The sequence below is a fragment of the Oricola indica genome (assembly GCF_019966595.1).
Lineage (GTDB): Bacteria > Pseudomonadota > Alphaproteobacteria > Rhizobiales > Rhizobiaceae > Oricola > Oricola indica.
Genome location: NZ_JAINFJ010000005.1, coordinates 168,188 through 186,813, shown reverse-complemented (window position 1 = coordinate 186,813; position 18,626 = coordinate 168,188). Strand labels below are relative to the sequence as shown.

At 62.2% G+C, this 18,626-nt stretch carries 18 protein-coding genes and 4 tRNA genes; 19 read left to right on the top strand and 3 right to left on the bottom strand.

What is annotated here, in order from left to right:
* The first annotated feature begins 46 nt into the window (after positions 1-46).
* The 7 genes from LC343_RS14655 to LC343_RS14625 all read left to right on the top strand — a co-directional run bounded on the left by LC343_RS14655 (position 47) and on the right by LC343_RS14625 (position 8,194).
* On the top strand, positions 47-3,265 hold the full coding sequence (locus LC343_RS14655; protein WP_223477904.1) for a 2Fe-2S iron-sulfur cluster-binding protein: 3,219 nt from the start codon (positions 47-49) through the stop codon (positions 3,263-3,265).
* A gap of 30 nt (positions 3,266-3,295) precedes the next feature.
* Positions 3,296-4,177: an NAD(P)-dependent oxidoreductase gene (locus LC343_RS14650; RefSeq protein WP_223477903.1), complete on the top strand. Its 882-nt coding sequence runs from the start codon at positions 3,296-3,298 to the stop codon at positions 4,175-4,177.
* 186 nt (positions 4,178-4,363) lie between these two features.
* Positions 4,364-5,329: a VOC family protein gene (locus LC343_RS14645; protein WP_223477902.1), complete on the top strand. Its 966-nt coding sequence runs from the start codon at positions 4,364-4,366 to the stop codon at positions 5,327-5,329.
* Positions 5,330-5,345: 16 nt separating this feature from the next.
* Positions 5,346-6,077 carry a PIG-L deacetylase family protein gene (locus LC343_RS14640; RefSeq protein WP_223477901.1) on the top strand — a complete coding sequence of 244 codons (732 nt, stop codon included), beginning with the start codon at positions 5,346-5,348 and terminating at the stop codon, positions 6,075-6,077.
* Entirely contained in the window at positions 6,077-6,769 is a 693-nt protein-coding gene (locus LC343_RS14635) for a 4-carboxy-4-hydroxy-2-oxoadipate aldolase/oxaloacetate decarboxylase (protein WP_223477900.1), read from the top strand. The genes LC343_RS14640 and LC343_RS14635 overlap by 1 nt, the downstream gene beginning before the upstream one ends.
* A complete protein-coding gene (locus LC343_RS14630) occupies positions 6,762-7,814 on the top strand; it encodes a 4-oxalomesaconate tautomerase (RefSeq protein ID WP_223477899.1) in 1,053 nt (350 codons plus the stop codon). Before LC343_RS14635 ends, LC343_RS14630 begins: the two co-directional genes overlap by 8 nt.
* Positions 7,815-7,906: 92 nt before the next feature.
* Positions 7,907-8,194 (top strand): hypothetical protein, encoded by a 288-nt coding sequence (locus tag LC343_RS14625; RefSeq protein WP_223477898.1) that lies wholly within the window; start codon positions 7,907-7,909, stop codon positions 8,192-8,194.
* Between the two features lie 50 nt (positions 8,195-8,244).
* Here LC343_RS14625 and LC343_RS14620 read toward each other — a convergent pair whose 3' ends face one another.
* On the bottom strand, positions 8,245-8,901 hold the full coding sequence (locus LC343_RS14620) for a YiaD family glycine zipper/OmpA-like lipoprotein (RefSeq protein ID WP_223477897.1): 657 nt from the start codon (positions 8,899-8,901) through the stop codon (positions 8,245-8,247).
* Positions 8,902-8,996: 95 nt separating this feature from the next.
* A complete protein-coding gene (locus LC343_RS14615) occupies positions 8,997-9,803 on the bottom strand; it encodes a TrmH family RNA methyltransferase (RefSeq protein WP_223477896.1) in 807 nt (268 codons plus the stop codon).
* 158 nt (positions 9,804-9,961) lie between these two features.
* Between LC343_RS14615 and LC343_RS14610 the strand changes: the two genes are divergently transcribed.
* Together LC343_RS14610 and LC343_RS14605 are read left to right on the top strand one after the other, a co-directional pair.
* Positions 9,962-10,046: transfer RNA gene (locus LC343_RS14610), tRNA-Tyr, on the top strand.
* Between the two features lie 25 nt (positions 10,047-10,071).
* Positions 10,072-10,145, top strand: a tRNA-Gly gene (locus tag LC343_RS14605).
* 22 nt (positions 10,146-10,167) lie between these two features.
* Here LC343_RS14605 and LC343_RS14600 read toward each other — a convergent pair.
* Positions 10,168-11,262 carry a YeeE/YedE family protein gene (locus LC343_RS14600; RefSeq protein WP_223477895.1) on the bottom strand — a complete coding sequence of 365 codons (1,095 nt, stop codon included), beginning with the start codon at positions 11,260-11,262 and terminating at the stop codon, positions 10,168-10,170.
* 171 nt (positions 11,263-11,433) lie between these two features.
* Between LC343_RS14600 and LC343_RS14595 the strand changes: the two genes are divergently transcribed.
* The 10 genes from LC343_RS14595 to rplJ all read left to right on the top strand — a co-directional run bounded on the left by LC343_RS14595 (position 11,434) and on the right by rplJ (position 18,581).
* Positions 11,434-11,507 (top strand) — tRNA-Gly (locus tag LC343_RS14595).
* 134 nt (positions 11,508-11,641) lie between these two features.
* Positions 11,642-12,817 (top strand): elongation factor Tu, encoded by a 1,176-nt coding sequence (tuf, locus tag LC343_RS14590; protein ID WP_223477894.1) that lies wholly within the window; start codon positions 11,642-11,644, stop codon positions 12,815-12,817.
* A gap of 143 nt (positions 12,818-12,960) precedes the next feature.
* Positions 12,961-13,374, top strand: a complete 414-nt coding sequence (locus LC343_RS14585; protein ID WP_223477893.1) for a VOC family protein — start codon at positions 12,961-12,963, stop codon at positions 13,372-13,374.
* A 128-nt stretch (positions 13,375-13,502) separates the two neighbouring features.
* Positions 13,503-13,578 (top strand) — tRNA-Trp (locus tag LC343_RS14580).
* A gap of 146 nt (positions 13,579-13,724) precedes the next feature.
* The gene (locus LC343_RS14575) at positions 13,725-15,458 is read left to right on the top strand and encodes a cation:proton antiporter domain-containing protein (RefSeq protein WP_223477890.1); all 1,734 of its coding nucleotides are present in this window, start codon (positions 13,725-13,727) and stop codon (positions 15,456-15,458) included.
* A 247-nt stretch (positions 15,459-15,705) separates the two neighbouring features.
* Complete coding sequence (gene secE / locus LC343_RS14570) at positions 15,706-15,912, top strand: preprotein translocase subunit SecE (RefSeq protein ID WP_425418333.1); 207 nt, start codon at positions 15,706-15,708, stop codon at positions 15,910-15,912.
* Between the two features lie 24 nt (positions 15,913-15,936).
* The gene (gene nusG / locus LC343_RS14565; protein WP_223477883.1) at positions 15,937-16,467 is read left to right on the top strand and encodes a transcription termination/antitermination protein NusG; all 531 of its coding nucleotides are present in this window, start codon (positions 15,937-15,939) and stop codon (positions 16,465-16,467) included.
* Between the two features lie 119 nt (positions 16,468-16,586).
* Positions 16,587-17,015 carry a 50S ribosomal protein L11 gene (rplK, locus tag LC343_RS14560; RefSeq protein ID WP_223477880.1) on the top strand — a complete coding sequence of 143 codons (429 nt, stop codon included), beginning with the start codon at positions 16,587-16,589 and terminating at the stop codon, positions 17,013-17,015.
* Between the two features lie 4 nt (positions 17,016-17,019).
* Complete coding sequence (rplA, locus tag LC343_RS14555) at positions 17,020-17,721, top strand: 50S ribosomal protein L1 (RefSeq protein ID WP_223477876.1); 702 nt, start codon at positions 17,020-17,022, stop codon at positions 17,719-17,721.
* 341 nt (positions 17,722-18,062) lie between these two features.
* A complete protein-coding gene (gene rplJ, locus LC343_RS14550; RefSeq protein WP_223477875.1) occupies positions 18,063-18,581 on the top strand; it encodes a 50S ribosomal protein L10 in 519 nt (172 codons plus the stop codon).
* The last annotated feature ends 45 nt before the right edge of the window (positions 18,582-18,626 follow it).

Below are 18,626 nucleotides of genomic sequence, written 5' to 3'. Positions count from 1 at the left end.
CGTTCAGGAAAATGCACCGGCCGGTGCAGGTTCATGGATGGGAGGCATGGGCATTCGTTTCTTCTCCGACCGGGATCGCCCGGTCCATATGGGTCCGTATCCGCTTGAGCGCCTCGCCCGGACGGACCGGGGGCCCGATGCTGCTTCCATCCCCGCGATGACGCGGCTTTCCTTCGAGAGACCGGACAAGCCGGAAAGTCTCGTCAACGCCATGGGCGAATACCAGGCCATGATGGACGCCATTCGCGACGGTCTGGTCAACAAGGCGCGGGCGGAGATCCCGGCGGATCCCGTCGAGCGGGCCAATCATCTGAAAGGTTTCGGCTATTTCTCGGATGCGTCGATGATCGGCGCTTGCGCGCTGTCGCGTTCCGACCTGCTGGAAGAACCGATCCGCAATCCGGCCATAGACCGGCTGAAGCACGATCTGAGAACGCGGCAGACCAAGACGCTCGCCTCCGGCATCGACATGATCATGGCCGATCTGAAGGAATCGATGGAGGCGCCGCCCACGACGATCAACGGGCACAGCCATGCCATCGTATTCCTCTATGAATATCCGCGCGATCCGAAGCCGGACGAGCCGGGCGCGGACTGGATCATGGATGCGCAGGCGGAGCGCGCCTGCCTGAGGGCGTCGGAAACGGCGGTCGTTATCGCCAACTATATCCGTCTGCTAGGTTTCGACGCAAAGGCGCATACGGGCACATCCTCGGATGTCGATCTCAACAAGCTGGCCGTGGCGGCTGGGCTCGCAAGTGTCGAACACGGAGAACTGGCGAATCCTTATGTGGGCAGCCGCTTCGGCGTCGCTGCCATTACCACGGAAATGGAAATCGCCGCTGATCTGCCACTCGCGCCATTGGCCGAACAGCCCTGGTTTCGCACCAAGGGGCCGGCATGGTGGACGGGCAAGGGCTTCGCCAAGAACGCACTGAACCGCGAGCCATTCGCCGACCGGCGCTTCGTCGACGGTTTGCATCCCTTCGAGAAGCTGAAGCGGGTCGACGAACCGACGACCTATATCGACGAGGACCGCGTGGCGCGGGTGCCGAAACGCACCGACATGTTCGCGCGCGCCCAGTTCGGAGACATGGGCAAGGCCTGCCAGGACGGGGCGAAGGGCGGCCATTATGCGCGCAAGGCCGCGCCCTCGATGGGCCAGCGCCGGGTGCTGGGCGCATTCGTGCTGCTGCAGGACGGCGAGCCGGCGGCGGAGATCGCCGCATCGACGCATGACGCACGGCGCAATGCCGAGAACATCAAGGCGGCGACCTACTTCCTCGGCGTCGATGCGGTCGGCCTTTCGCGCTGCCCGGACTGGACCTGGTATTCGCATGACGCGACCGGCGCGGAACTGACACCGCCGCACGACCAGGCGGTCTCGATGATCATCGATCAGGGTTACGAGACCATGGAGGGCGCGTCGGGCGACGACTGGATCTCGGTGGCGCAGTCGATGCGCGCCTATCTGCGTTTCTCGCTGCTCGGCGGGGTGATCGCCAAGCAGATCCGCAATCTCGGTTATTCGGCCAAGGCGCATACCGTGATGGACGGCGAGGTGCTGCAACCGCCGCTGCTCCTGCTGTCTGGCCTTGGCGAAGTCAGCCGGATCGGCGAGGTGATCCTCAATCCCTATCTTGGGCCGCGGCTGAAGTCAGGCGTCGTCACCACGACCATGCCGGTAGCGCATGACAAGCCGATCGACTTCGGCCTGCAGACTTTTTGCGAGAGCTGCAACAAATGCGCCCGCGAATGCCCGTCCGGCGCGATCACGGCGGGGCCGAAGCTGATGTTCAACGGCTACGAGATCTGGAAGTCGGACAGCCAGAAATGCGCGACGTACCGTATCACGACCGAGGGCGGCGCGATGTGCGGGCGCTGCATGAAGACCTGCCCGTGGAACCTCGAAGGCCTGTTCGCCGAAGCGCCGTTCCGCTGGATGGCGTCGAATATTCCGTCAGCCGCGCCTTACTTGGCGAAGCTCGACGATGCGGTGGGCAATGGCGGGCTGAACGACGTCAAGAAATGGTGGTGGGACATCGAGCTGGAGGATGACGGTGCGTACCGACCGACGAGACACCCTATAAATCGCAGAGACTTGCAGCGCGATCTTGACCTGAAATACGAGGATCAGACGCTCGCCGTCTATCCCGCCGACCTCGCGCCGCATCCCTGGCCCTATCCGTTCCCGATGGATCGGGAAAAGGGCATCGAGGCCTATCAGGCGATGATCACCGCGGAGGAATATCGCGCGCGGTTGGCCAGAGGCGACGAAAGCCATGTCCATCGCTACACGGCGGCCGGAGAGAGCCCGGTGCTGCGGGTTGTCTTGTCCAAGGCCGAAAAGATGAGCGGCGACGTGACGAAGTACGAGTTCCGTTCGCTCGACGGCTCAGACTTGCCGGCATGGGAGGCGGGCGCGCATCTCGACATCGTCGTCGCGCCGGAATTCCTGCGGCAATATTCGATGTCGGGCGATCCGGCGGACCGGTCGAAATACCAGATCGGCGTGCTGCGCGAGGACGAGGGGCGCGGCGGCTCGAAACTAATGCACCGGATCTTCTCGGAGGGTCGCAAGATCTTCATCTCGCGACCGATCAACCATTTCCCGCTCGACGAGACGGCAAAGCGCACCTTCCTAATGGGGGGCGGTATCGGTATTACGCCGATGATAGCGATGGCGCACCGGCTGCACGCGATCGGCGCGGATTTCGCCATGCATTACTCGATCAAATCGCGCGAGCTGGCGGGCTATCTGGACGATCTGGCTCACGTGCCCTGGCACGACAAGGTCTATGTCCATGTGACCGCCGAGGGGACACGCGCCAATCTCGATCACGTGCTCGCGGGCTATGAGGACGGCTGGCATGTCTATACATGCGGGCCGGACCGCTACATGCAGGGCGTCGTCGAGGCGGCGGAGCGACAGGGCTTCCCGGAGGAGGCGCGGCATCTCGAGTATTTCTCGGTGCCGGAGCTGCCGGAATGGGAGAACCATCCCTTCACTCTGAAACTGGCGCAGTCAGGCCGCCAGTTTCTTGTGCCGGAAGACAAGACCGCGACGGACGTGCTGGCCGAGAACGGCATCCACATCGACGTGAAATGCTCCGACGGCATTTGCGGCGTCTGCAAATGCGGGCTCGTTGCCGGCGATGTGGAGCATCGCGACTTCGTCTTGTCGAAGAAACAGCGCGAGAGCGCCATCATCCTTTGCCAGTCGCGCGCGGCGGAAGACGGCGGTACAATCGAGATCGATCTTTAAGTAGCAGTTTCAAACCAGAGACGGGACATCATGCATATTGCCTTCATCGGATTCGGCGAGGCGGCACGGGCCTTCACGGCCAGCTTGAAGGAGTGCGGCGTCGAGACCTTTTCCGCCTATGACATCAAGCAGGGCACGCCGGCCGGTGCCGACGTGGAAACGGCAGCGGCAGATCTTGGCGTGACGCTTGCGGACGGACCGGTCGCGGCGATTGCCGGCGCGGACTGGATCATCGCCGCGGTGACGGCGGCGTCGAGCCTCGAGGCCGCGCAGTCTGTCGAGGGCGGGCTGACGGACGAGCAAATCTATCTCGACATCAACTCGGTCTCCGCGAAGCGCAAGCAGGATACGGCGGCGCTGGTGCGGGGCAAGGGCGCGCGCTACGTCGACATGGCGGTGATGGCGCCAGTGCATCCGCGCGGCCACAAGACGCCGGTTCTGATTGCCGGCGACCAGCAAGACGATATTACCCACGCGCTGACGGATTTTGCGTTCGCATGGCGCAGCGTCGGCGCGGAGGAGGGGGCGGCCACCTCGATCAAGATGATCCGCTCGCTTTTCGTGAAGGGGCTGGAAGCGATCACCGTGCAGGCGATCTCTGCAGCGAGAGAGGCGGGCTGTTACGACGAGGTCTACAAGTCGCTGTCGGGCTCCTACGACATGCTCGGCTGGCCGGATTTCGGAGAGTACGAGTTCGAGCGGATCATGCGGCACGGCGTACGGCGCGCGGCCGAGATGCGCGAGTCGGCCAATTCGATGCGCGAGCTGGGTTTCGCCAATGGCGGCGCGCTGGCCGATGCGATCGCGGCGCTGCATGACGAGATCGGCGAGCTCGGATGCATAGTGCCGGAGGGCGGTGGGCTGGCGGATATCGCCGACACGGTTCTCAAGGCCCGCAAGAAGGGCGCCTGACGGGCGGCGCGCAGTGACGCGGGATCGCGGTCTCTACGCAAAACTTATCGGGCGAGCCGTCGTCGAATTGGCCGGGATCGCGGGATCGCGCTAAGAGTTGAAGGCTGTTCGCAGAGCGAGCGGAGGAGCACGCGCGTCCCGACGCGGCGTGGCAGTGAAAACAGCGTCAGATATGATTGGCGGGACATGACCGAACCTTGTTACGACGTCGCCCATCTCGGGCATGTGGAAGTGTTCACGGACAAGTTCGAGGAGAGCCTCGATTTCTTCACACGCGTCTATGGTTTGAAGGAAAGCGGTCGCGATGGGACGTCTGCCTATCTGCGCGCCTGGGACGATTATGAATTCCATTCGATGAAGCTGACCAAGTCGGACACGACGGGTATCGGCCATGTCGCTTACCGCGTCTCGTCGCCGGAAGCGCTTGAACGCCGAATCGCGGCGATAGAGGCAAGCCCCTACAAGACGATTGGCTGGGTCGATGGCGATCTCGGCCATGGCGGCAAGGCCTACCGGTTCGAGGACCCGTTCGGCCATGTGTTCGAACTCTATTGGGACACGAAGAAATATGTCGCGCCACCGGAGGATGCCTCGGCTTTGAAGAACCTGTCGAGCCGCTTCCATGCGCAGGGCGTCAGCCCGCGCCGCATCGACCATGTGAACCTGCTTGGCGAGGATGCACGTGCATTCGCAGAGTTCATGAAGACCTGCCTCGGCAGCCGGATGACCGAATATATCCAGCTCGACAATGGCCGGCTCGGCGGTGTCTGGTTCTCCTGCAACAACAAGACCTACGACACCGTTTGCTCTGAAGAGCGCGGCGGCGGCACCGGGCGCCTGCACCATGTCACCTATGCGACCGACCAGCGCGAGGATATTTTGCGCGCTGCCGACATCTTCCTTGAAAACGGCGTGCATATCGAGACCGGTCCGCACAAACATGCGATCCAGGGGTCGTTCTTCCTCTATGTCTGGGAGCCGGCGGGCAACCGCATCGAACTGGCCAATGCCGGCGCGCGGCTTATCCTCGATCCCGAATGGGAACCGGTCTGCTGGACAGAGACCGACCGAAAGAAGGGTCAGGCCTGGGGCCTCAAGACCATCGAGACATTCCACACCCACGGAACGCCACCCGTTCCGGGCAAAACTTAAGAAACGGGAGCCCAAAATGGCAAACAAGACAGCATTGGTGATCAGCGCGCATTCCGCCGACTTCGTCTGGCGCTGCGGCGGCGCGATCGCACTCCACCAGAAACGCGGCTACGACGTCACCGTCGTCTGCCTGTCCTATGGCGAGCGCGGCGAAAGCGCCAAGCTCTGGAAAAAGGAAGGCATGACGCTCGAGACAGTCAAGACCGAGCGCCGCAAGGAAGCCGAGAATGCCGCCAAGGCGCTCGACGTCCACGACATCCAGTTCTTCGATGTCGGCGATTATCCGCTGGATCTCGGCCGCGAGACGCAGGACCGCATGGTCGATGTCATCCGCGCCGTGCAGCCGGCCTTCATGATGAGCCATTCCAAGTGGGATCCGTACAATACGGACCACATGTACACGACCGACTTCGCACTGACCTGCCGCATGATCGCGCAGGCCTGGGGCCACAATCCGGGCCAGAAGGTGCTTGGCGCGCCGCAGCTTTATCTGTTCGAGCCACACCAGACCGAGCAGATGGAATGGAAGCCCGACGTCTTCCTCGACATCACCGAGGTCTGGGACAAGAAGTGGGCCGCGATCCAGTGCATGCAGGGTCAGGAGCATCTGTGGCATTTCTACGAGAATGTCGCCGAGAACCGCGCCAACCATTTCAAGCGCAATTCCGGCGGGCAGGCCGGCGGACGCGACTGCAAATACGCCGAAGGCTTCCAGTCGATCTTCCCGCGCACCGTGGACGAACTCTGATGGCGGGCTCGACAGTTGGAGAGGGCGTCGTCGTCCAGAACATCGAACGCGCCGACCAGGCGGTGATCGACGGTCTCGGCGAATGTGGCGTGGCGACGGTCCACGAGGCGCAGGGGCGCAAGGGCCTGCTCGCCGCCTATATGCGGCCGATCTATTCCGGCGCGCGTCTCGCAGCCTCGGCGGTGACGATTTCCGCCCCGCCATGCGACAACTGGATGATCCATGTCGCCATCGAGCAGATCAAGGCGGGCGACATCCTCGTCCTCGCGCCGACATCGCCGTCGGATGCCGGATATTTCGGCGACCTGCTGGCGACTTCGGCGAAAGTGCGTGGCTGCAAGGGCCTGATCATCGATGCCGGCGTGCGTGACACGCGCGACCTGACCGAGATGGAATTCCCGGTCTGGTCGAAGGCGGTTTTCGCACAAGGCACGATCAAGGAGACGTTGGGCTCGGTCAACGTGCCGGTGGTCTGCGCGGGCGAACTGGTCAATCCGGGCGACGTGATCGTCGCCGACGATGACGGCGTCTGCGTGGTGCGCCGAGAGGAAGCCGCCGACGTCCTGAAGAAGGCGCAGGCGCGCGAGGCGAACGAGGCCGAGAAGCGTGCGCGTTTCGAGGCCGGAGAGCTGGGGCTCGACATCTACAAGATGCGCGAGCGCCTCAAGGAAAAAGGCCTGAAATATGTCTGACGGTGTGCGCTGCATGTGGATGCGGGGAGGAACCTCGAAGGGAGGATACTTCCTCGCCGAGAATCTGCCCGCCGACACGGCGGCGCGCGACGCCTTTCTGCTGCGGGTGATGGGTTCGCCCGATCCGCGGCAGATCGACGGCATGGGCGGGTCCGACCCGCTGACATCGAAGATCGCGGTGGTGAACAAGTCCGAGCGGGAAGGGGTAGATGTCGACTATCTGTTCCTGCAGGTCTTCGTCGACCAGCCGATCGTCACGGATTCGCAGAACTGCGGCAACATCCTCGCCGGTGTCGGCCCCTTCGCCATCGAGCGCGGTCTGGTCGAGGCCAAGGACGGCACGACCGATGTGCGCATCTTCATGGTCAACACCGACCAGCTTGCCATCGCCACGGTGTCGACGCCGGGCGGCAAGGTGAATTACGAGGGCGACGCCAGCATCGACGGCGTGCCCGGGACATCCGCGCCGCAGCCGATCATCTTCGAGGATACGGCGGGCTCGACCTGCGGCGCGCTGCTGCCGACGGGCAATGAGAGCGACACGGTCGAGGGTGTCGAGGTGACGATGATCGACAATGGCATGCCCTGCGTGGTTATGTCGGCGGAAGACATGGGCATCACCGGCGACGAGACGCCGGAAGAACTCGAGGCCAACGACGAATTGCGCGCCAAGCTCGAGGCGATCCGGCTGAAATGCGGCCCGCTGATGAATCTCGGCGACGTCAAGGAAAAGTCGGTGCCGAAGATGACGATGGTCAGCCGGGCCAAGAATGGCGGTTGCGTCTCGACGCGCACCTTCATCCCGCATCGCTGCCACAAGGCGATCGGCGTGCTCGGCGCCGTCAGCGTCGGGACGGCCTGCATGATGAAATCGGGGCCGGCGGCGAAGATCGCGAAGATTCCCGACGGCAATCCGAAGACGCTTTCGGTGGAACACCCGACCGGCGAGTTCTCGGTGGTCGCGACGCTGGACGACAAGGGCGAATTGGTTTCGGCGGGCGTGTTGCGCACGGCACGCAAATTGATGGACGGGGTCGTCTTTTAGCCGAGGCGGCCGGCTTCATCCGACACATATTTGCCTCTTGTCCCGACCGTCGAACCGGATAGTCTCCGGTTCGACAGATACGAGGTCGTGTGATGTGGTTTTCCCGTTTTCTCGCAGAGCTGCTCGAAACGCTCAATCCGGCGCTGGCCGCAATAATCGTCCTGGCGTGCGGCTATGGCGGATATCGATGGGCCGATGGAGTTGGTGAGAACCTGACCTTCGGCGCGGGCCTCGGTATCATTGTCGGCCTCGTTGTCGCGGCGCTGGTCTGCGGGCTGATCGCCAATCTTTCGCTGATCGAGCAGCATCTGGCATTGATCGCCGACGATATCGAGGAGATGCGGGCGAGGGATGCCGGGGAACTGGACGAAGAGAAATGAAAAAAGGCGACCCAAGGGCCGCCTTTTTCGAACTTCGATGAAAGTCCCGATCAGGTGAGCGGAACGATCTGGATTTCGACGCGGCGGTTCTGCGCGCGGCCGGTTTCCGAAGAGTTGTCTGCGACCGGCCGGCTTTCGCCGTAACCCGTTGCGATCATGCGCTGCTGGCTGACGCCGCGTGTGGCCAGGTAATTGGCGACCGAATTCGCACGACGCTGCGACAGTGCCTGGTTGTAGTCGTCCGATCCGGTGGAATCGGTGTGACCGAACACGTTGATCAGCGTCTGATTGTACTTCTTGAGGACAAGCGCGACCGAATCGAGCGTCGCGTAGAAAGCCGGAACCACCTGATCCTGGTCGGTCGCGAACGTGATGTTCGACGGCATGTTCAGGATGATGTTGTTGCCGACGCGCGTCACAGAGACGCCCGTGGAGGCGAGCTGCGCGCGCAGTTCGGCTTCCTGACGGTCCATGAAGTTGCCGACCGCGCCGCCCGCGAGCGCGCCGATACCGGCGCCGATCAGCGCGTTGCGGCGGTCGTCGCCGCCCGCGGCCAGGCCTGCGAGTGCGCCGACACCGGCACCGATCGCGGCTCCGCCCGCCGTGTTGGAAACTTTCTGCTGACCCGTGAACGGATCAACTGTCGTACAGGCCGTGGTGAAAGCGAGGATCCCCGCCAGTGCCGCCATCGCCGCCTTGTTCATCATGAATACCTTTCCATCGGAAAATCGTGTTTGTTTTGCCCCTCAGGCGTCCGGCGCGACCTTTGTGGCACAAATCAGGCCAAATTGGGTCGGCTTGCTCAGCTTTCGACCATAGCGTGCCGGGCGACGTAAAGCGACAGGACGGCCGCATTCGACACGTTGAGCGATTTGATCGCTCCCGGCATGTCGAGGCGGGCGAGGGCGTCTACCGTTTCGCGCGTCTTCTGGCGCAGCCCCTTTCCCTCTGCGCCGAGCACGAGGGCAATCTTTGCGCCGGATACGGTCTGTTCGAGAATGTCCGGACCTTCCGAATCGAGTCCGACAGTCTGGAACCCGGATCGCGACAAGGTCTCCAGCGCCTCTGCGAGGTTGCGGACCTCGATATGGTCGATGTGCTCCAAAGCGCCCGACGCCGCCTTGGCGAGTACGCCCGATTCGACCGGACTATGGCGCGCGGTCGTGACAAGCGCGCCGGCTCCGAAGGCCACTGCCGAGCGCAGGATTGCGCCGACGTTGTGCGGATCGGTCACCTGGTCGAGCACGAGAACGAGGTCGGTGTCGCCCAGAGCGGTCAACGGTTTCGGTTTCAGGGGCAGGGTTTCGAGTGCGATGCCCTGGTGCACGGCTCCGTCACCGGTCAGGCGGTCGATTGCCTTCGGTTCCACGATTTCGACCGGACATCTTGCGAGCGTGTCGTCGGCGAGTTCGAGGCGGGCGAGGGCGTTTCGCGTCGCGAGCAGTTGCAACGGTTTTCGCGCTGGATTGAGAATCGCCGCTCTGACGGTGTGGAGACCGTAGAGTACGACATTGTCGGAGGAGGGGAGCGGATTGGCTTCGCGGTGGGCGCGGCGCAACCGGGCATAGTGCCCGTCCTTGCCGCCGCCGCTGGTTTTTTTGTCATTCATGCGACCCGCCTTAGCGGATTTGCTGTCGCAAATCGATTGCCTATCTCAAACAGCGACATCTGGGCACTAAAAACCGGCGCGGCGTGTTGACAGTCAAAACCGGTCCCGCCATAAGGCGCCTCGCGGTCTCGCGACCGTTGTGCTCCGGCGCCAGTTCTGGAGGAGTGCGTGAGTGGTTAAAACGGACGGACTGTAAATCCGTTGCCTATGGCTACGTTGGTTCGAATCCAACCTCCTCCACCACTGGCCCGGCACAACCAACCCGCGGGCGGGTATAGCTCAATGGTAGAGCAGCAGCCTTCCAAGCTGAATATGCGGGTTCGATTCCCGCTACCCGCTCCAGGCAAGTCCCCGAAAACTCCTCCTACGCGATCCGTTCCATCGTCTTGACGCCGGCTATTCCGCCAATGACGATCGCGGCGAAGGTAATCGCCGAGCCGATCGCCAGCGTCGAGAAACCGGTCAGTGCCTGGCCGACGGTGCAGCCGAGCGCAAGAACGCCGCCGATTCCCATCAGGGCGGCGCCCAACATGTTGCGCACCGAATCCGCAGGGTCGGCAAAACTCGTCAGGCCGAGGCGACCCGATACGGTCGCGCCGAGAAACCCGCCCATCAACGCGCCGGCGGTCGTCACGATACCGAATCCGGGCGGTCCGAGCGCGGTGTAGCGCATGAGATAGTCGATGCTGTCGCCGGCGGGCCGCACATAGGATAGCGAGATCAGCTGCACCGGAATGTCGGCGAATTCGTCGGCTGCGAGACCGGTGAGAAACCAGCCGGCGACGATGCACAGGCCGATGCCGAATCCGGCGACGAGATCGCGGCCCGAAGACCTGAAGTCCCTGTCCATGAAGCAATAGATCAGGAATGCGCCCGCGATGACGATGACGCTTGCGAGTTTCGCGGTTTCCAACGATATGCCCGACATGACCGAGACCGCTTCTCCGATGCGCTGGGTTTCCATGCCGGACTGCGCGAGATCGACGGTGGCGGGATCGAACAGCGCGACGCGCAGCGGACCGATGATGCCGCCGATCGTCATGAAGGCGAAGATGCCGGTAATCATCAGCACGACGATCGACCGCAGGTCGCCGCCGCCGGCCCGGACGAGGTTTCGGCTGATGCAGCCGCCGGCAAACACCATGCCGAATCCGAACAGGAGCCCGCCGACGACATTCGCCAGCCAGGCGAGATTTGTCGTCTGATACATCGAATCGGCAGTATCGGCGACGCCCAGTGCCTCGATTCCCGCGACCCCGAGGATTGCGACGGCGCAAGCCAGCAGCCAGGCGCGGAACCGGTTGTAACTGCCGAAGGACAGGATGTCCGAGATGGAACCCATCGTGCAGAAATTGGTCACATAGACGAGGTAACCGAACACGATGCCGATGAGCAGCCCGCCCCATCCGACATAGAATGCCGCGGATTCCACCACGGCTTCCCGCCAGGTCTCGATCATTGCCTTCCTCCCGTATGCGGATCCGGACAGTTTCACCCGTCGGGTTGGCGCAAAGAGTGTTTTCCCTGCCAGGATTGAACCATTTCAATCCGTGCTGTCGAACGCGGGCGCCGCCTGACCGCAAATTGCAGTTGTCAAATCGGCGCGAAGCCGGATATCAGTATCGTCGCGGCGGGTGTAGCTCAATGGCAGAGCAGAAGCTTCCCAAGCTTACGACGAGGGTTCGATTCCCTTCACCCGCTCCAGTCCTTGCGGATGATTGCCGTCGCCGCCACGCCATCCGGCGATTTGGCCTTGCGAATAACGGTTTTAAGCCTTATGTCCCCCGCCCAAACATGGGCTCCCATGTTAAGCCACCCAGTTATACAGGAAAAGGTACATGGCGAAGGGTAAGTTTGAGCGCACGAAGCCTCACGTGAACATCGGCACGATTGGTCACGTTGACCACGGCAAGACGTCTTTGACGGCAGCGATCACGAAGTATTTCGGTGACTTCAAGGCGTATGACCAGATCGACGCTGCGCCGGAAGAGAAGGCGCGCGGCATCACGATCTCGACGGCGCATGTCGAGTACGAGACGGATGCACGCCACTACGCCCACGTCGACTGCCCGGGCCACGCCGACTATGTGAAGAACATGATCACGGGCGCCGCGCAGATGGACGGCGCGATCCTGGTGTGCTCGGCCGCCGACGGCCCGATGCCGCAGACGCGCGAGCACATCCTGCTGGCCCGCCAGGTCGGTGTTCCGGCTGTCGTGGTGTTCCTCAACAAGGTCGACCAGGTCGATGACGAGGAGCTGCTCGAGCTCGTCGAGATGGAAGTGCGTGAGCTGCTTTCGTCCTACGAGTTCCCGGGCGACGACATTCCGGTGATCAAGGGTTCGGCGCTTGCCGCTCTTGAAGACAGCGACAAGAAGATCGGCGAAGACGCGATCCGCGAGCTGATGGCCGCCGTCGACGAATACATCCCGACGCCCGAGCGTCCGGTCGACCAGCCGTTCCTGATGCCGATCGAGGACGTGTTCTCGATCTCGGGCCGCGGCACGGTTGTGACGGGTCGCGTCGAGCGCGGCGTGATCAATGTCGGTGAGGAAGTCGAGATCGTCGGCATCCGCGACACGAAGAAGACGACGGTGACCGGCGTCGAGATGTTCCGCAAGCTTCTGGACCAGGGCCAGGCCGGCGACAACATCGGCGCGCTGATCCGCGGTATCGACCGTGAAGGCGTTGAGCGCGGCCAGGTGCTGTGCAAGCCGGGTTCGGTGACGCCGCACACGAAGTTCGTCGCGGAAGCCTACATCCTGACGAAGGAAGAGGGTGGCCGTCATACGCCGTTCTTCAACAAGTACCGTCCGCAGTTCTACTTCCGCACGACGGACGTGACGGGTGAGGTTACGCTTCCGGAAGGCACCGAGATGGTGATGCCGGGCGACAATGCCGAGATGAATGTCGAGCTGATCGTGCCGATCGCGATGGAAGACCGCCTGCGCTTCGCTATCCGCGAAGGCGGCCGCACCGTCGGCGCCGGCATCGTCGCGAAGATCATCGAGTAATCGATCTCGTTGATCGCATGATTTGAAGGCGGGCTTCGGCCCGCCTTTTTTTGTTTGGCCCGGGAACTCCTGGCTCACGCTGGCGAGGCCTTGTGTTCGGTGGTAGGCAACTTCGGGAACCTGAGGCGAGGGAGGAAGCCGCCATGAAAGTTTGGCTGCATCACGTCAATTACGTGACGGACGACGTCGACCGGCTGCGCCGCTTCTATGCGGATGTCATGGGGTTGGGTGAGCAGGCGGACGATCTTCCGGTGCGTGAAATGCAGCGCGGTTACAGTGGCGACGTCGCGTTTCTCGGTGACGGCGACATGCAGATGCATCTGGCCCAGAAGGATCTCGGTCTCGGGTTCCGGACCGGTAACGTGGTCAACCCGGTGGAGCGCGGCCATCTGGCGTTTCGTACCGACGATATCGCGGCCTTCAAGAAGCACCTGGAAGCGCAGGGGATTCCCTACAGCGACTATGCCGGTGTCGCCACCGCGAGCTGGCACCAGATCTTCTTTCTCGATCCGGAAGGCAACGTGGTCGAGGTCCATCAGGTGATGGAGACGGAATAATCCGACTGCTCTTTCACGGGCAGGCAAGCTCCCGTGAAGAAATCAGTCGTCCTTTGTCCCGAATGGCTGGACAAGGCGGTTGGGCCGTAATATGAGACCCGCCGTCCTGTACATCAGGACGTCGGACTAGGGGTATAGCTCAGTTGGTAGAGCGACGGTCTCCAAAACCGTAGGTCGCGGGTTCAAATCCTGCTGCCCCTGCCAGTCCCACTTCAAGCCTAAAAATTCGGCAGGTTTTTCCGGATGCCTCCGCAGGCTCGCGGATTCGCGTGCGTTTTCAATATGGCGCGCGACTTGCTTGGCTATGTCGGTCCGTTTTTGGATCGGGCGAGGCTGGTCGGAGCGAGGCGATGGATCACGGGGAAGGGGCGGTATTTCTGGAAGACGCGCTTGTCTTCCTGTTTGCTGCCGGCATCATCGTTCCCCTGTTCCGCAGGCTGCATCTGCCGATCATCGTCGGTTTCGTGCTGGCCGGTGCGGCGCTCGGACCGCACGGCTTCGGGGCGTTCGCCGACAACTGGCCGCTGCTCGGACACTTCACGATCACCGAACCGGAAGCGACGGAGCAGTTCGCCGAACTCGGCGTCCTGTTCCTGCTCTTCATGCTCGGGCTGGAGTTTTCCTTCGAGAAATTGTGGGGTCTGCGTCATCTCGTTTTCGGCGCGGGCAGCTTGCAGGTCGGGCTGAGCGCGGTTCCGCTCACGCTGCTGGCCTACTTCGCCGGGGCTGGCGGCGCCGGAGCGCTGACGGCGGGTCTCGCGCTCGCCCTGTCCTCGACGGCGATTGTATCGCAGCTTCTCATCGATCAGCATCGAATTGCCGCGCCGGTCGGCCGGGCGACGATCGGCGTTCTTCTGTTCCAGGATCTTCTCGTCGCGCCGATCCTGATCTTCGTCGGCTTTGCGGGCGGTGATTCCGGCGGCAGCGTCACCACTGTCATCCTGACCGCACTGATCCAGGGCACGGTCGCGATATTGTCGATCTATCTGATCGGTCGCTTCCTATTGCGACGGATTTTCCATGGCGCCGCAGCGGCCGGCGGACGCGATCTCCTGATGGCGCTGACCCTTCTGACCGTGATTGGCGCGGCCGCGATTACCGCTGGCGCCGGCCTGTCGCTGGCGCTCGGCGCCTTTCTTGCTGGTCTGATGGTCGGCGAGACGGAGTTCAAGCATCAGATCGAGGTCGATCTGGAGCCATTCAAGGGGCTTTTCCTCGGCCTCTTTTTCATGACGGTTGGCATGGGGCTCAACCCGTCCATCATCCTCGCAAACCTCCCTGTCGTCATCGGCGGAATCGTCATTCTTCTCGCGGTCAAGAGCGCGGCGGCGGCGCTTGCGATTCAGGTCGTCACGAAAAACCGCGCAAAGGCATATGAGGTGGCCGGGCTGCTCGCGCCGGCCGGCGAGTTCGCATTCGTCGTGCTCGGTGTGGCAACCGCGACGCGCGTGGTCGATCCCGCGCATGGTGTCGTGATCGCGGCGATTGCGGGTCTATCGATGGTGCTGACGCCCCTGACCGGGCGTCTCGGCGAGGTGTTGGGTCAGAGGGCGGCAAAGCCGCTGCCAGACGCACCGACCGTATCGGACTATTCAGACCTCGAAGGCCACGTCATCGTGGCGGGTTTTGGCCGGGTCGGTCATGCGATCGCCCGCATTCTCGACAGCGAGGATGTCGATTTTGTTGCGCTCGACAGTCACGCGACGCTTGTCTCGGAGCGCAGGCGTGACGGGCGCAAGGTTTATTACGGTGATGCGGCGCGGGCGGAGATCCTGGAGCGCGCCGGTGCGCGTGGCGCGGCGATGCTTGTCGTCACCGTGGACGATCGCGCAAGCGCCAGCGCGATGGTGCGGGAATTTCGCAAGCTCACGCCGGGTACGCCGATTTTCGCGCGCGCCCGCGACCGGGCGCATGCGCAGGAACTCATGCAGGCGGGCGCGGATTTCGTCATACCGGAAGCTGTCGAGGCCGGCTTGCAGCTTGCGGGACGGGCCCTCGAAGAGTTCGGTTACGATGGCGACAGCGTACGCACGCGACTTGCGCTTGAGCGCGACAGTGAATACATGCGTGCAACGGATGACTGATATTTCGTGGATTGCGTCCCGTGATTTCTTGTCACTGGGGGGATTTTCTCAGGAGGACCCCTTGATTTTGACGGGAATCGGCTGTAGGTGGCGCAGTGCGCTGGTATTGTCCCGGGCGGACGGGTGCGCACTCATGGAAAGTTGACGATGGTGCGAGAGGCGTGTTTCGCTTCGAGCGCCCTTTTTTGCCTCTCGTCAGTCGCCGTGAAACAAACGAACGCCGCGCGGTCTCTTGCCGCGCACTGGAATGGACGCCATGGCAATGACCAACCCTTTCACCTTTCTGCAGCAAGTTCGCTCAGAAACGGCTAAAGTCACGTGGCCCTCGCGCCGCGAAACGATGATCTCGACGATCATGGTGCTGGCGATGGTCATGCTTGCCTCAATTTTCTTTTTCACCGTCGACCAGATTTATGGATGGGGTTTCGACTTCGTCTTCGGGTCGGTGGGCTAATCAGTTTTACGGACCAAACGTTACATGCCTGCTCGCTGGTATATTGTTCACGCATATTCGAACTTCGAAAAGAAGGTCGCTGAATCCATTGAGGAAGCGGCCAAGGCGAAGGGGCTTTGGGATCGTTTCGAGCAAATACTCGTGCCGACCGAGAAGGTGATCGAGGTTCGTCGCGGACGCAAGGTGGATGCCGAGCGCAAGTTCTTCCCGGGCTACGTGATGGTGCGGGCCAACCTGACCGACGATGTGTTCCACCTGATCAAGAACACGCCGAAAGTGACCGGCTTCCTCGGTTCTGACAACAAGCCGGTTCCGATCACGGACCGCGAAGCCGACCAGATTCTCGGCCAGATCCAGGAAGGCGTCGAGCGGCCGAAGCCCTCCGTCTCCTTCGAGGTCGGCGAGCAGGTTCGCGTTTCCGACGGTCCGTTCGCGTCGTTCAACGGCACTGTGCAGGAAGTCGACGAGGAGCGCTCGCGCCTCAAGGTCGAAGTTTCGATTTTCGGTCGGGCAACCCCGGTCGAGCTGGAATTCGGTCAGGTCGAAAAGGGCTGATCGAGGCGGCGCAAGCCGCATGAGCGGTGGGAGAAAGGGCATCTTAGCCGGATGCCGGATCGCACCACCAACTCTTTGAACCGCCGGTTCGCCGGCACGATGAAACAAGAGAGTAGACAATGGCTAAGAAGATTGCAGGCCAGCTGAAGCTCCAGGTCCCGGCAGGGTCGGCCACGCCGTCGCCGCCGATCGGTCCTGCGCTCGGTCAGCGCGGCATCAACATCATGGAATTCTGCAAGGCGTTCAATGCCGCCACGCAGGAAATGGAAAAGGGATCCCCGATCCCGACGACGATTACCTATTACCAGGACAAGTCGTTCACCTTCAAAACCAAGACGCCGCCGGCATCCTACCTTCTCAAGAAGGCAGCGAAGCTGAAGTCCGGCTCCAAGGAGCCCGGCAAGTCGGTTTGCGGCAAGATCGGCCGCGACAAGGTTCGCGAGATCGCCGAAATGAAGATGAAGGACATGAACGCTGCCGATGTCGATGCGGCTGTGCGCATGATCGAAGGCTCCGCCCGCGCGATGGGCCTGGAAGTGGAGGGCTGAGTCGATGGCTAAGATTGGCAAGCGCACCCAGCAGGTTCGCGACGGTATCGATCGCAACAAGCTTTATGACCTGAGCGAGGCTGTCGGCCTCGTCAAGGATCGCGCCAAGGCGAAATTCGACGAGACCGTCGAAGTGGCCATGAATCTAGGCGTTGACCCCCGCCATGCGGACCAGATGGTTCGCGGTGTGGTCAACCTGCCGAATGGCACCGGTCGTTCGGTCCGTGTCGCGGTTTTCGCGCGTGGCGACAAGGCTGAAGAAGCCAAGGCTGCCGGCGCGGATATCGTTGGCGCAGAGGATCTCGTTGAGATCGTCCAGGGCGGCACGATCGATTTCGATCGCTGCATCGCCACGCCGGACATGATGCCGCTGGTCGGTCGTCTGGGCAAAGTGCTCGGCCCGCGCGGCATGATGCCGAACCCGAAGGTCGGTACCGTGACCCCTGATGTCACGTCAGCGGTCCAGGCTTCCAAGGGTGGTGCTGTCGAGTTCCGTGTCGAGAAGGCGGGCATCGTGCATGCCGGCGTCGGCAAGGCTTCCTTCGACGCCAAGGCGCTCGAGGAAAACATCCGCGCCTTCACCGATGCGGTCAACAAGGCCAAGCCGTCGGGCGCCAAGGGCACCTATCTGAAGCGCGTCGCCGTTTCCTCGACGATGGGCCCCGGTGTGAAGGTCGATCCGTCGACGTTGTCCGTCGAAGCGTGATCTGAAGTTTCGGGACATCGCTTCACGCGATTGTCCCGCAAAGATTTCCCGCCCGGTTCGCCGGTCGGGAAAGCCGGGCCACAAGCCCGGTCCCTGTCCGAGATTGCAGGTGGCTCGCCTTAATTCCCACGAGCCTGCATGAGACGCGAAGGGCCCAAAGGATTTTTGGCCGAAAGGCCGCGGTTCGCGGGTTCGAACGTATTGCCTTGTGCCGTGATCGCAAGACCGGCGTAAGGGGGCAGGATCCTCGAACGTCGTCGGGTGGTCCCAAAAGGTCTCCTGGCGGCAAAGGCAACAGCGGGCAATATCTCCGGATATCGTCTGCAAATTGGAGAGACGCAGTGGATAGAGCGGAAAAACGCGAATTCGTCACGCAGCTGAATACCGTCTTCAATGAAGCCGGCTCGGTTGTCGTGGCCCACTACACGGGTCTTACCGTTGCGCAGATGGGCGAACTTCGCTCCAAGATGCGTGAAGCGGGCGGAACCGTGAAAGTCGCGAAGAACCGTCTTGCCAAAATCGCTCTCAAGGGCACGGAAGCCGAAGGAATGTCCGACCTGTTCACAGGTCAGACGGTCATCGCTTATGCGAGTGATCCGGTCACGGCTCCCAAAATCGCGAGTGAATTCGCCAAGTCGAACGACAAGCTCGTTCTGCTCGGCGGTACGCTCGGAGCGACTGTTCTGGATGCTAACGGTGTGAAGGCTCTTGCCGACCTGCCGTCGCTGGATGAACTGCGCGCCAAGATTGTCGGCATGATCTCCACGCCGGCGACGCGCATCGCTCAGGTTGTCAACGCACCGGCAGGTAATCTTGCTCGCGTTTTCAACGCATATGCCCAGAAGGACGAGGCGGCATAGGCTGTCTTCATCACTCAACCCAATCTTAGTTCGAACCTGATCAAA

Coding starts and splice junctions, on each gene's coding strand:
- LC343_RS14655 (WP_223477904.1), top strand. CDS start 47: ATGGGCATTCGTTTCTTCTCCGACCGGGATCGCCCGGTCCATATGGGT.
- LC343_RS14650 (WP_223477903.1), top strand. CDS start 3,296: ATGCATATTGCCTTCATCGGATTCGGCGAGGCGGCACGGGCCTTCACG.
- LC343_RS14645 (WP_223477902.1), top strand. CDS start 4,364: ATGACCGAACCTTGTTACGACGTCGCCCATCTCGGGCATGTGGAAGTG.
- LC343_RS14640 (WP_223477901.1), top strand. CDS start 5,346: ATGGCAAACAAGACAGCATTGGTGATCAGCGCGCATTCCGCCGACTTC.
- LC343_RS14635 (WP_223477900.1), top strand. CDS start 6,077: ATGGCGGGCTCGACAGTTGGAGAGGGCGTCGTCGTCCAGAACATCGAA.
- LC343_RS14630 (WP_223477899.1), top strand. CDS start 6,762: ATGTCTGACGGTGTGCGCTGCATGTGGATGCGGGGAGGAACCTCGAAG.
- LC343_RS14625 (WP_223477898.1), top strand. CDS start 7,907: ATGTGGTTTTCCCGTTTTCTCGCAGAGCTGCTCGAAACGCTCAATCCG.
- LC343_RS14620 (WP_223477897.1), bottom strand. CDS start 8,901: ATGATGAACAAGGCGGCGATGGCGGCACTGGCGGGGATCCTCGCTTTC.
- LC343_RS14615 (WP_223477896.1), bottom strand. CDS start 9,803: ATGAATGACAAAAAAACCAGCGGCGGCGGCAAGGACGGGCACTATGCC.
- LC343_RS14600 (WP_223477895.1), bottom strand. CDS start 11,262: ATGATCGAGACCTGGCGGGAAGCCGTGGTGGAATCCGCGGCATTCTAT.
- tuf (WP_223477894.1), top strand. CDS start 11,642: ATGGCGAAGGGTAAGTTTGAGCGCACGAAGCCTCACGTGAACATCGGC.
- LC343_RS14585 (WP_223477893.1), top strand. CDS start 12,961: ATGAAAGTTTGGCTGCATCACGTCAATTACGTGACGGACGACGTCGAC.
- LC343_RS14575 (WP_223477890.1), top strand. CDS start 13,725: ATGGATCACGGGGAAGGGGCGGTATTTCTGGAAGACGCGCTTGTCTTC.
- secE (WP_425418333.1), top strand. CDS start 15,706: ATGGACGCCATGGCAATGACCAACCCTTTCACCTTTCTGCAGCAAGTT.
- nusG (WP_223477883.1), top strand. CDS start 15,937: ATGCCTGCTCGCTGGTATATTGTTCACGCATATTCGAACTTCGAAAAG.
- rplK (WP_223477880.1), top strand. CDS start 16,587: ATGGCTAAGAAGATTGCAGGCCAGCTGAAGCTCCAGGTCCCGGCAGGG.
- rplA (WP_223477876.1), top strand. CDS start 17,020: ATGGCTAAGATTGGCAAGCGCACCCAGCAGGTTCGCGACGGTATCGAT.